Origin of the sequence: Bacillus sp. 0209A, assembly GCF_036765095.1 — a bacterium.
In the GTDB taxonomy this organism is placed as follows: domain Bacteria; phylum Bacillota; class Bacilli; order Bacillales; family Bacillaceae; genus Bacillus; species Bacillus subtilis_G.
In genome coordinates, this window is sequence record NZ_JBAIZV010000002.1 from 755,889 (window position 1) to 768,622 (window position 12,734).

At 44.9% G+C, this 12,734-nt stretch carries 10 protein-coding genes; 8 read left to right on the forward strand and 2 right to left on the reverse strand.

Annotation, left to right across the window (positions count from 1 at the left end):
• Nucleotides 1-45 precede the first annotated feature (45 nt).
• Nucleotides 46-1,134 (reverse strand): arabinose utilization transcriptional regulator AraR, encoded by a 1,089-nt coding sequence (gene araR, locus V6D44_RS09000; protein ID WP_141113428.1) that lies wholly within the window; start codon nt 1,132-1,134, stop codon nt 46-48.
• 203 nt (nt 1,135-1,337) lie between these two features.
• Here araR and araE point away from each other — a divergent pair, with 203 nt between their 5' ends.
• The 7 genes from araE (at nt 1,338) to eno (ending at nt 10,251) form a co-directional block, all read left to right on the forward strand.
• Nucleotides 1,338-2,732, forward strand: a complete 1,395-nt coding sequence (gene araE, locus V6D44_RS09005) for an arabinose-proton symporter AraE (RefSeq protein ID WP_087993480.1) — start codon at nt 1,338-1,340, stop codon at nt 2,730-2,732.
• A gap of 298 nt (nt 2,733-3,030) precedes the next feature.
• Nucleotides 3,031-4,053 (forward strand): gapA transcriptional regulator CggR, encoded by a 1,023-nt coding sequence (gene cggR / locus V6D44_RS09010; RefSeq protein ID WP_202328012.1) that lies wholly within the window; start codon nt 3,031-3,033, stop codon nt 4,051-4,053.
• 47 nt (nt 4,054-4,100) lie between these two features.
• On the forward strand, nt 4,101-5,108 hold the full coding sequence (gene gap / locus V6D44_RS09015; RefSeq protein ID WP_087993478.1) for a type I glyceraldehyde-3-phosphate dehydrogenase: 1,008 nt from the start codon (nt 4,101-4,103) through the stop codon (nt 5,106-5,108).
• Between the two features lie 317 nt (nt 5,109-5,425).
• On the forward strand, nt 5,426-6,610 hold the full coding sequence (locus tag V6D44_RS09020) for a phosphoglycerate kinase (RefSeq protein WP_148962756.1): 1,185 nt from the start codon (nt 5,426-5,428) through the stop codon (nt 6,608-6,610).
• A 30-nt stretch (nt 6,611-6,640) separates the two neighbouring features.
• Complete coding sequence (gene tpiA / locus V6D44_RS09025) at nt 6,641-7,402, forward strand: triose-phosphate isomerase (RefSeq protein WP_289348219.1); 762 nt, start codon at nt 6,641-6,643, stop codon at nt 7,400-7,402.
• A complete protein-coding gene (gene gpmI / locus V6D44_RS09030; protein WP_333516418.1) occupies nt 7,395-8,930 on the forward strand; it encodes a 2,3-bisphosphoglycerate-independent phosphoglycerate mutase in 1,536 nt (511 codons plus the stop codon). The genes tpiA and gpmI overlap by 8 nt, the downstream gene beginning before the upstream one ends.
• A 28-nt stretch (nt 8,931-8,958) precedes the next feature.
• Nucleotides 8,959-10,251, forward strand: a complete 1,293-nt coding sequence (gene eno / locus V6D44_RS09035) for a phosphopyruvate hydratase (protein ID WP_289348218.1) — start codon at nt 8,959-8,961, stop codon at nt 10,249-10,251.
• A gap of 43 nt (nt 10,252-10,294) precedes the next feature.
• On the opposite strand, the gene V6D44_RS09040 is transcribed toward eno, so the two are convergent.
• Nucleotides 10,295-10,762, reverse strand: coding sequence for a GNAT family N-acetyltransferase (locus tag V6D44_RS09040; RefSeq protein ID WP_202328015.1), 468 nt, complete (start codon nt 10,760-10,762; stop codon nt 10,295-10,297).
• 126 nt (nt 10,763-10,888) lie between these two features.
• Between V6D44_RS09040 and V6D44_RS09045 the strand changes: the two genes are divergently transcribed.
• Nucleotides 10,889-12,703: a zinc ribbon domain-containing protein gene (locus tag V6D44_RS09045; RefSeq protein WP_202328016.1), complete on the forward strand. Its 1,815-nt coding sequence runs from the start codon at nt 10,889-10,891 to the stop codon at nt 12,701-12,703.
• Nucleotides 12,704-12,734: the final 31 nt, after the last annotated feature.

The following is a 12,734-nucleotide window of genomic DNA, read 5'->3' on the forward strand; positions in this document are numbered from 1 at the left end:
GCCATAAAAAAAGCAATGCAGCGGGGAGACCCGTACATTGCTTTTTTATTCATTCCGTTTTCTGGCCGACTGGCGAATGACCAGCTCAGGCTCAAATATGACATCCTCTTGCTTCGGCTTTTTATGCTCTAAGCAGTCAATGACATATTTCGCAGCCGCTTTTCCTAGCACGGATTTTGGATGCTTCACAGAGGTTAATTTCACCTCGGAGATTTGCGCGAAATGGGAATCATCATATCCGACGATGGACATGTCCTCCGGCACCTTGATATCCATTTCCCGAAGCATATCAATCACTTTCAGTGCAATTTCATCATTATAGCAAAGAATAGCAGTCGGCATGTTTTTGCTGTTTTTCTCCAGCGTCTCTTTCACTTTCTCCAGCAGCTTCGATTCCTTTTCCTCGGTCGTAAATGTCACGATCATATCCGGTGAAGGGAATAACTCACGCTCCCGGTGCGCCTGTATAAACCCGTTCATCCGCTTCACACCTTGTGTGTCATCAGCTTTGAAAATACCCATCATATGCGTGTGGCCCAGAGAAAGCAAGTGCTCCGCCGCCATCATGCCGCCTTTCACATCATCCAAGGTAAAACTCGGTGCGGCAAGCTCGGCGTATGACGCGTTAATCATCGCAAAAGGAATGCCGTTTTTCTCTAAATTCAGATAGTAGCCGATATTGGGGGTTTGCAGGGCGCTTTTTGTCGGTTCCACAATAAGTCCGTCAATATGCTGTGACAGCAGATTTTCTAATCCTCTTCGTTCATTGTCCGGATTGTTGTTTGTGCTTGTCAAAAGCATAGAATATCCTTGCTCGCTTAAATAAGACTCGATTCCTCTAATGATGCTCGGGAAAATATAGTCTGATATGTAGGTTGTCAGAACGCCAATCGTTTTATTGGAATGCAGCGCTGACTTAGCAGAGCGTGAAGCGACAAAGGTTCCTCCGCCTTGCACGCTGTACAGCAGACCTTGTGATACGAGGTCTCCGATCGCTTTGCGAATGGTGTGCCGGCTGACGCCGAATTGCTGCATTAATTCGTTTTCGGTAGGGATCTTTTCATCGGGCAGAATTTTGCCTTGATTAATCCATGAACTGATTTCTTCTTTTACTTGGGCGTATTTTGGTAACATATCTATTCCTCCAAAATGTATACGGACAAATTTTAGTATATCACAGCGTTCTTTGTAATAAAACATTGACAGAAAATACAAACAGGATTATTCTATATTTGTACGTACTAATTAAATGAAATTTTCGTTAAATTTTAATAGAAGTACGTACAATTACAGAAGTAAATGTAAACGCTTTACTTAACATTCGGGAGGGCAGGGAAATGAAGAATACTCCAACTCAATTAGAACCAAATGCTCCTGTAACAAGAGGCCATTCAATGGGATTTGTCATTTTAATCTCATGCGCGGCGGGACTTGGCGGCTTACTGTACGGCTATGACACGGCAGTGATTTCAGGCGCCATCGGTTTTCTGAAAGATTTATACAGCCTCACTCCGTTTATGGAAGGACTCGTGATTTCCAGCATTATGATCGGAGGAGTTGCGGGCGTCGGGATATCCGGATTTTTAAGCGACAGGTTCGGCCGAAGAAAAATTTTAATGACAGCTGCTTTGTTATTTGCGATATCAGCCATCGTTTCAGCGTTATCACAAGACGTATCGACCTTAATCATTGCAAGGGTTATCGGAGGCCTCGGAATAGGGATGGGCTCATCACTCTCTGTTACGTATATTACAGAAGCGGCGCCGCCTGCCATACGCGGAAGCCTTTCTTCCTTATATCAGCTCTTTACGATATTGGGTATATCCGCTACGTACTTTATTAATCTCGCTGTGCAGCGGTCCGGAACATACGAATGGGGCGTGCACACCGGTTGGAGATGGATGCTCGCTTATGGAATGGTGCCGTCCGTGATCTTTTTCCTCGTATTGCTCGTCGTGCCGGAAAGCCCGAGATGGCTGGCGAAAGCGGGCAAAACAACAGAAGCGTTAAAGATACTGACACGTATTAATGGAGAAACAGTCGCAAAAGAAGAATTAAAGAACATTGAGAACTCTTTAAAAATAGAACAAATGGGGTCGCTGTCCCAGCTGTTCAAGCCGGGTCTCAGAAAGGCGCTTGTCATTGGAATCCTGCTGGCGTTGTTTAACCAAGTCATCGGCATGAACGCGATTACTTACTACGGGCCGGAAATCTTTAAAATGATGGGATACGGTCAAAACGCCGGATTTGTGGCAACCTGTATCGTCGGTGTTGTAGAAGTTATTTTTACCGTTATTGCGGTGTTGTTGATTGATAAAGTCGGACGAAAAAAATTGATGTCCATCGGATCTGCTTTTATGGCTATTTTTATGATCTTAATCGGAACGTCGTTCTACTTTCAGTTAACAAGCGGACTTATGCTGATCTTCTTTATTTTAGGTTTTGTGGCGGCATTTTGTGTATCTGTAGGGCCGATCACATGGATTATGATTTCTGAAATCTTCCCGAACCATCTGCGTGCGCGGGCCGCAGGCATTGCGACCATCTTTTTATGGGGAGCAAACTGGGCGATCGGACAGTTTGTACCGATGATGATCGACTCATTCGGACTCGCCTATACATTCTGGATTTTTGCGGTGATTAACATCCTTTGCTTCCTGTTTGTCGTTACGATCTGCCCGGAAACGAAGAACAAATCGCTCGAAGAAATTGAAAAGCTCTGGATAAAATGAAAACGCTTTAAAGGATCAGGCCCTTTCGATTGGAAGGGCTGTTTATGTTGGGATGCACCTTTTGGCGTTTTCTGTATAAGATAAAGATATATAGGAAAAAATATAGCTGGATAAACACCGCTGCATGAAAACTCTGCGAATATTGTCGATGAATTAGCTCTTAACAGTTGAATAAACAATTTCACCCTGTTAAAATAATTAAAGAAAGCAGAAGTAATTTTTTTTGGCTATGATGGGACGTTTTTTGTCATAGCGGGACATATAATGTCCAGCAAAAAAAGGAAGGAACGTTTGAGTCATGAACCAGTTAATACAAGCTCAAAAAAAATTATTGCCTGATCTTCTGCTCGTTATGCAAAAGAGGTTTGAAATCTTGCAGTATATCAGGCTGACGGAACCCATCGGGCGAAGAAGCCTGTCTGCCAGTCTCGAGATCAGCGAGCGTGTGTTGAGGGGCGAGGTTCAGTTTTTAAAGGAACAGAACCTGGTCGATATTAAAACAAACGGCATGACCTTGACAGAAGAGGGCTATGAACTGCTTTCGGTTTTGGAAGATACGATGAAAGATGTTTTAGGTTTGACTCTTTTGGAAAAGACATTAAAAGAACGTTTAAATCTAAAGGATGCCATTATCGTGTCCGGAGACAGTGATCAATCCCCATGGGTCAAAAAAGAAATGGGAAGAGCAGCTGTCGCATGTATGAAAAAAAGATTTTCAGGCAAAAATATCGTCGCTGTAACTGGCGGTACGACAATTGAAGCTGTGGCTGAAATGATGACGCCGGATTCTAAAAACCGCGAGCTTTTGTTTGTGCCTGCAAGAGGCGGTTTAGGCGAAGACGTGAAAAATCAGGCGAACACCATATGCGCGCATATGGCGGAAAAGGCTTCAGGCACTTACCGGCTTTTGTTTGTTCCGGGACAGCTGTCACAAGGCGCCTATTCATCTATTATTGAAGAGCCTTCTGTCAAAGAGGTGCTGAACACGATCAAATCGGCGAGTATGCTGGTTCACGGAATCGGTGAAGCTAAAACGATGGCTCAGCGGAGAAACACACCTTTAGAAGACTTAAAGAAAATAGATGATAATGACGCTGTCACAGAAGCGTTTGGCTACTATTTTAACGCGGACGGCGAAGTGGTCCACAAAGTGCATTCTGTCGGAATGCAGCTGGATGACATAGACGCCATCCCCGATATTATTGCGGTAGCGGGCGGATCATCAAAAGCCGGGGCGATCGAGGCTTACTTTAAAAAGCCCCGCGACACGGTTCTCGTCACAGACGAAGGGGCCGCAAAGAAGTTATTAAGGGATGAATAATCCCTCAATATAAATATCTCTCACTTATTTAAAGGAGGAAACAAATCATGGCAGTAAAAGTCGGTATTAACGGTTTTGGTCGTATTGGACGTAACGTATTCCGCGCAGCATTAAAAAATCCTGAAGTTGAGGTAGTAGCGGTTAACGATTTAACAGATGCTAACATGCTGGCTCACCTTTTACAATATGATTCTGTACACGGAAAATTAGACGCTGAAGTTTCAGTTGACGGTAACAACCTTGTTGTTAACGGCAAAACAATTGAAGTTTCTGCAGAACGCGATCCTGCTAAACTTAGCTGGGGCAAACAAGGCGTTGAAATCGTAGTTGAATCTACTGGTTTCTTCACAAAACGCGCAGACGCTGCGAAACACTTAGAAGCTGGAGCGAAAAAAGTAATCATCTCTGCTCCTGCTAACGAAGAAGATATCACAATCGTTATGGGTGTTAACGAAGATAAATACGATGCGGCTAACCACGATGTTATCTCTAACGCATCTTGCACAACAAACTGCCTAGCGCCGTTTGCAAAAGTACTTAACGATAAATTCGGCATCAAACGCGGTATGATGACAACTGTTCACTCTTACACGAACGATCAGCAAATCCTTGATCTTCCGCACAAAGACTACCGTCGTGCGCGTGCAGCAGCTGAAAACATCATCCCAACATCAACTGGTGCTGCTAAAGCAGTTTCTCTAGTTCTTCCTGAACTAAAAGGCAAACTGAACGGTGGAGCAATGCGTGTTCCAACTCCAAACGTTTCTCTAGTTGACTTGGTTGCTGAACTGAACCAAGAAGTAACAGCTGAAGATGTAAACGCAGCTCTTAAAGAAGCGGCTGAAGGAGATCTTAAAGGAATCCTTGGCTACAGCGAAGAGCCATTAGTTTCTGGCGACTACAACGGAAACAAAAACTCTTCTACAATCGATGCCCTTTCTACAATGGTTATGGAAGGCAGCATGGTAAAAGTAATCTCTTGGTACGATAACGAAAGCGGCTACTCTAACCGCGTTGTTGACCTTGCAGCTTACATCGCAAAAAAAGGTCTTTAATTTATAGCTGAAAAAAGGACCTGACTTGGTTCTTTTGAATAGAAGCGCTATAATGAAAGCGGACAAGGGAAGGGGACGGACTCCCTTTCCCTTTTTCCATGAAGACCGGCTTTCAGAAAACGCTCTGTGACAGAGAAACGGCCGCGTTTTTTGCAGCTTTGCCGGCGCTTTCGCCTAAGGCCGCTGCCCTGGCTTTTAGACGAACTGCCCTGTGCCGAAAAAGACTGTGATCTGCCCTAGCGGCGTTATCGCTTGACCAGACGGTTTCACGTTTTTCGTGCTGTATGCAAACCACTTTGAAGGAGGATCTCCTAGGCATGAATAAGAAAACTCTCAAAGACATCGACGTAAAAGGCAAAGTTGTATTCTGCCGCGTTGACTTTAACGTTCCAATGAAAGACGGGGAAGTAACAGACGATACACGTATCCGTGCTGCGCTTCCAACAATCAAACACCTTGCAGACCAAGGCGCGAAAGTCCTTCTCGCGAGCCACTTAGGCCGCCCGAAAGGCGAAGTGGTTGAGGAGCTTCGTTTAACTCCTGTCGCTGCACGTCTCGGCGAACTGCTTGGCAAAGAAGTGAAAAAAGCGGATGAAGCTTACGGCGATGCTGTAAAAGCACAAGTTTCCGACATGACGGACGGAGACGTTCTTGTATTGGAAAACGTACGCTTCTACCCTGGTGAAGAGAAAAATGATCCTGAGCTTGCAAAAGCATTTGCTGAGCTTGCAGATGTATATGTAAATGACGCATTTGGTGCTGCCCACCGTGCTCACGCATCTACAGCTGGAATTGCCGAGCATCTGCCAGCAGTTGCAGGTTTCTTAATGGAAAAAGAGCTTGATGTACTCGGAAAAGCGGTTTCTAACCCTGACCGCCCGTTCACGGCGATCATCGGCGGAGCGAAAGTAAAAGACAAAATTGGAGTGATCGAAAGTCTTCTTGATAAAGTGGACAACCTGATCATCGGCGGAGGTCTTGCTTATACATTCGTAAAAGCGCTTGGCTATGAAGTCGGTAATTCTCTTCTTGAAGAGGATAAAATCGAGCTTGCGAAGTCATTTATGGACCGCGCGAAAGAAAAAGGCGTGAACTTCTACATGCCTGAAGATGTACTCGTTGCAGATGATTTCTCTAACGATGCAAACGTGAAAATGGTGCCGATCTCTGAAATCCCTAGTGATTTAGAAGCAATCGACATCGGTACGAAAACACGCGAAACGTATGCTGACGTCATTAAAAACAGCAAACTTGTCGTGTGGAACGGACCGATGGGCGTATTCGAAATCGACTTGTTCGCACAAGGAACAAAAGCGGTTGCGGAAGCATTGGCAGAGGCGAAAGATACATACTCTGTCATCGGCGGAGGAGACTCAGCGGCAGCGGTTGAAAAATTCGGCCTTGCTGACAAAATGAGCCACATCTCAACAGGCGGCGGCGCGTCCCTTGAGTTTATGGAAGGCAAAGAGCTTCCAGGGGTAGCTGCACTGAACGATAAATAATCTTAAAACTGCTATAAGGAAGTGGAACAGATGAGAAAACCAATTATCGCCGGTAACTGGAAAATGAACAAAACACTCGGCGAAGCTGTCAGCTTCGTTGAAGAAGTAAAATCTTCCATTCCAGCAGCAGACAAAGCGGAAGCTGTTGTTTGCGCGCCAGCGCTTTTCTTAGAAAAGCTTACTTCTGCTGTTAAAGGCACTGACCTTAAAGTCGGCGCTCAAAACATGCACTTCGAGGAAAGCGGCGCGTTCACAGGCGAAATCAGCCCGGTTGCTCTAAAAGACCTTGGCGTTGACTACTGCGTCATCGGCCACTCTGAGCGCCGTGAAATGTTCGCTGAAACTGATGAAACAGTTAACAAAAAAGCACACGCTGCTTTCAAACACGGCATTGTGCCGATCATCTGTGTGGGTGAAACGCTTGAAGAGCGCGAAGCCGGAAAAACAAATGATCTTGTTGCTGACCAAGTGAAAAAAGGCCTTGCTGGTCTTTCTCAAGAACAAGTTGCTGCTTCTGTTATTGCGTATGAGCCAATCTGGGCAATCGGAACGGGCAAATCTTCTACAGCGAAAGATGCAAACGACGTGTGTGCGCACATCCGTAAAACCGTCGCTGAAAGCTTCAGCCAAGAAATTGCAGACCAGCTTCGCATCCAATATGGCGGAAGCGTAAAGCCTGCAAACATTAAAGAATATATGGCAGAGTCCGATATTGACGGTGCTTTGGTCGGCGGCGCGAGCCTTGAGCCACAGTCATTCGTTCAATTATTGGAGGAAGGTCAATATGAGTAAAAAACCAGCTGCACTCATCATTCTTGATGGGTTCGGATTACGAAACGAAACAGTAGGGAACGCAGTCGCTTTAGCGAAAAAACCGAATTTTGACCGCTACTGGAATCAGTATCCTCATCAAACATTGATTGCTTCAGGCGAGGCTGTAGGCCTTCCTGAAGGACAGATGGGGAACTCCGAAGTGGGTCACTTAAATATCGGCGCGGGCCGTATTGTGTATCAAAGCTTAACACGCGTAAATGTTGCCATTCGTGAGGGAGAGTTCGAACGCAACCAAACATTCCTTGACGCGATTAACAACGCGAAAGAAAACAACAAAGCCCTGCACCTGTTCGGCCTTTTATCAGACGGCGGCGTGCACAGCCACATCAATCATTTGTTCGCATTGTTAAAGCTTGCGAAAAATGAAGGGCTGACAAAGGTTTACATCCATGGTTTCCTTGATGGCCGTGATGTTGGTCCGCAAACAGCGAAGACGTACATTAAGCAGCTGAACGAACAAATCGAGGAAATCGGTGTCGGAGAAATCGCCAGCATTTCCGGGCGCTACTACTCAATGGACCGCGACAAACGCTGGGACCGTGTAGAAAAAGCGTACCGCGTAATGGCATACGGCGAAGGCCCGACCTACCGCAGTGCAATGGATGTTGTTGATGATTCATATGCGAACGGAATCTATGATGAATTCGTGATTCCATCCGTTATCACAAAAGAAAACGGTGAGCCTGTTGCGACAATCCAAGACGGCGATTCTGTGATTTTCTATAATTTCAGACCGGACCGCGCCATCCAGATTTCCAACACGTTCACAAACAAAGACTTCCGTGACTTCGATCGCGGCGAGAATTATCCGAAGAACCTGCATTTCGTCTGCCTGACTCACTTCAGTGAAACAGTTGACGGATATGTAGCGTTTAAACCGATAAATCTTGATAACACAGTCGGAGAAGTATTATCTCAACATGGATTAAAACAGCTTCGAATTGCAGAGACTGAAAAGTATCCGCATGTCACGTTCTTTATGAGCGGCGGCCGTGAAGCTGAATTCCCGGGTGAAGAGCGCATTCTCATCAACTCGCCGAAAGTTGCCACATATGACTTAAAGCCAGAAATGAGTGCGTATGAAGTGAAGGACGCGCTTGTCAAAGAAATTGAAGATGACAAGCATGACGCGATTATCCTTAACTTCGCAAACCCTGATATGGTCGGCCACTCCGGAATGGTTGAACCAACAATTAAAGCAATTGAAGCAGTGGACGAATGCTTAGGCGAAGTCGTTGACGCGATTATCGCTAAAGGCGGACACGCGATCATTACCGCTGATCACGGTAATGCTGACATTCTGATTACAGAATCAGGCGATCCGCACACTGCGCATACGACAAACCCAGTCCCTGTCATTGTGACGAAAGAAGGCATCACGCTGCGTGAAGGCGGAATCCTAGGCGACCTTGCACCAACGTTATTAGACCTTCTCGATGTTGAAAAACCGAAAGAAATGACAGGAACATCGTTAATTCAAAAATAATTTGAAATCAAAAGGAGAGACAAAACTCATGCCATACATTGTTGATGTTTATGCACGCGAAGTATTAGACTCCCGCGGCAACCCAACAGTTGAAGTTGAAGTATATACAGAAACAGGAGCTTTTGGCCGCGCATTAGTGCCAAGCGGAGCTTCTACAGGTGAATACGAAGCAGTTGAGCTTCGTGACGGCGACAAAGACCGTTACCTTGGAAAAGGCGTGTTAACAGCTGTTAACAACGTAAACGAAATCATTTCTCCAGAGCTTCTTGGCTTTGATGTAACTGAACAAAACGCTATTGATCAGCTTTTAATCGAGCTTGACGGTACTGAAAACAAAGGCAAACTTGGTGCGAACGCGATCCTTGGCGTATCTATGGCTTGTGCGCGCGCAGCTGCTGATTTCTTACAGATTCCTCTTTACCAATACCTTGGAGGATTCAACTCAAAAACGCTTCCTGTACCGATGATGAACATCGTCAACGGCGGAGAGCATGCTGACAACAACGTGGATATTCAAGAATTCATGATCATGCCTGTAGGTGCTCCTAACTTCCGTGAAGCACTTCGCATGGGCGCTCAAATCTTCCACAGCCTGAAATCAGTTCTTTCTGCTAAAGGAATGAACACAGCTGTAGGTGATGAAGGCGGATTTGCTCCAAACCTTGGTTCTAACGAAGAAGCGCTTCAAACAATCGTTGAAGCAATCGAAAAAGCCGGCTTCAAACCTGGCGAAGAAGTGAAGCTTGCAATGGATGCTGCATCTTCTGAGTTCTACAACAAAGAAGACGGCAAATACCATCTGTCTGGCGAAGGCGTTGTGAAAACGTCTGCTGAAATGGTTGACTGGTACGAAGAAATGGTTTCTAAATACCCAATCATCTCTATCGAAGACGGACTTGACGAAAACGACTGGGAAGGCCACAAGCTTCTTACTGAGCGTCTTGGCAACAAAGTTCAGCTTGTTGGTGACGATCTCTTCGTTACAAACACGAAAAAATTGGCTGAAGGCATCAAAAACGGCGTAGGCAACTCTATCCTGATCAAAGTAAACCAAATCGGTACATTGACTGAAACATTCGATGCGATCGAAATGGCGAAACGCGCAGGCTACACAGCTGTTATCTCTCACCGTTCTGGTGAAACAGAAGACAGCACAATCGCTGACATCGCTGTGGCAACAAATGCAGGACAAATCAAAACAGGTGCTCCGTCTCGTACGGACCGTGTTGCGAAATACAACCAGCTTCTTCGCATCGAAGATCAGTTGGCTGAAACTGCTCAATATCACGGTATTAACACTTTCTACAACTTGAACAAGTAATAAAATGACCGCCGAGATATCTCTCGGCGGCTTTTTTGTGCTTTTAGAGATCCAAATAAAGCCTCACCATATCACGGCATTGAATGCCGTTTTCAAAGATCTCCTCATCATAATGTCTGATAAAAAAATCATGGTCGATCGCCTGCAGGCGAAATCCGCATTTTTGATAAAGAGAAAGCTGATGGATGCTGGAATTTCCCGTGCCAATCTCAATCACCTTTGCCCCCATATGTTTTGCTTTTTCGATGGCATCGCGGATAAGCTGCTTGCCAATGCCCTGTTTTTGCATTGATTGTTTTACTGCGATGTTAACGATTTCTACGGTTTGCGGTCTAGTTGTGATCATCACGTATACACCAGCTAATTTACCCGATATATAAGCGGTGTAGCATTCTCCTCTGGCTAGGTATTCATCAACAATTTCTTTTGACGGATCGGCGAGCAGCAGAAGCTCGTACAGCGCATGATCATAGTTTTTCGCTTTTTGAATGGTGAGCTGTTGCATCATCATTCCACCTTTTCACATGTTTATAGAGATATTTTCATGATTTCCTCCAATTTCATACCATTCTATTATAAAATATGTAACATAGGAAATATGTACAAAATAGTGGATCATAAATAGGAGGAACGTCACATGTTTTGTAAGGAATGCGGTCAAAAAAATAAAGAAGGAGCCAAGTATTGTAAAGAATGCGGCACCCCGATCGGAGGGAGCAGCAGACAGGCACATAAAGAAACAGCAAGCGCTGCTGAAACGAGGCAGGCTCCGCGAAAACCAATCCCTAAGAAAACCATCGTGTTATGGAGCAGCATTGCCGCTGCGTGCGTTATATTATTCGCCGCCTATAAAACCGGAGCGTACTTTACTTCAAAGGATAGATTAGTCGACAAGTTTGAACAGGCTGTAAAGGATGAGGATCAAGATCAAATCGCGTCCCTCCTTACGCCGGTAAATGACAAGCTTAAACTGACTAAAAAGAATGTAGAACCGTTTCTTGCGTATTTGAAGGACCATCCTGACAAAAAAGATGAGCTTTTTGCATCGCTGCGTGCTGAAACAGTTCAAAAAGATATCGTATACGCGGAGAAAGACGGGAGAAGCTTGCTCGTATTTGACCATTATGATTTAAAGATAGCACCTGTTTACTTTGAAGTGACCAGCAATTATAAAAATGCCGATCTATATGTGAATAAAGAGGATGCCGGAACGGTAAAGAAAGCGGATCAAGCACAAACCCTCGGGCCGTACATTCCCGGCGAATATACCGTCTCTGCCAAACTGAAAAACGATGTCGTCGATCTCGTGAAAAAGGAAGACATTCAGGCTGTTGGCGATAACAGCTTTCGTGTTGATCTCTCATTGGAAGCAGACGATGTGACATTCAGCTTAGCGGATGACATCAAGAGCGGGAAGGGAGACTTGCTGATTAACGGCAAGTCGATTCATAAAGACCCGTTCAAATCCGTCACATACGGCCCTCTTCTGACAGACGGGTCCATGACGGCTGCGGTCGAAGCAGAGTTTCCGTGGGGAAAAACCAAAACAGCGGGCGTGCCAATCGACCATAAAGAAATGGAGATCACGTTAATTCCTGATCAAGACACACAGGAAACGATTATGAACACGATTGTCAAAACAACTAAACAGTATTCCAAAGCGCTATCAGATGGGAATACAGCCCAGATGACAGAGGCGAGCGCCAAATGGAAGGCACAGGCGAAGGATACCGTCGATTCTATGAAATACACGAATTCTTACTTAAAAGATAAATATTTAGAAACTGATTTTAATCTGGATACATTCGCTCTTTCTCAGAAAAACGACGGGACGTGGCAGGTATCAGTAAAAGGAAAAGAACTGCACCAGTCTTCTTCGTATAACGACTATACAAAATCCGAAATGACTGATGACAGTCCGAGTTACGAATATCTCCTTTCATATGATAAAAAACAGAAAAAGTGGATTTTTGAAGAAGCAGAATCAACATTCGAATCGGCCGGAACAAATATAAAGAAAATCAAAAATGATAAGCCGGAGACGTACGCGTCCGCCTGGGAAGGCTCGAAAAACAAAGACAGTGAAAGCTCTGCAAGCGGTAATGTGACAGATGAACAAGTGACATTATTTATGGGCAGTTATTTGCAAAGCCAGGCAGATGCGGTAAATCAAAATCAATTCTCGCTGATGGAAGACAGCCTTGAAAAAGGCAGTTCTCTTTATTCCGACCAGCAGCATCTCGTAACAAAATTAAATAAAGAGGGGACAACGGAAGACTTTAATAACTATGAAGTGAAAAGCTGGAGTCAAAATGGATCCGCGATCACGATTAAGACATATGAAGAATTCTATATCACAAAATCAGGCGGCAGTCCCAAACTGAGAACCTATAACTGGACCTACACAGGCACAGTGAAGAACGGAAGAATTTACTTAACGTCTATTCAATAAAAACAACCCCCATCACCAGCAGGTGATGGGG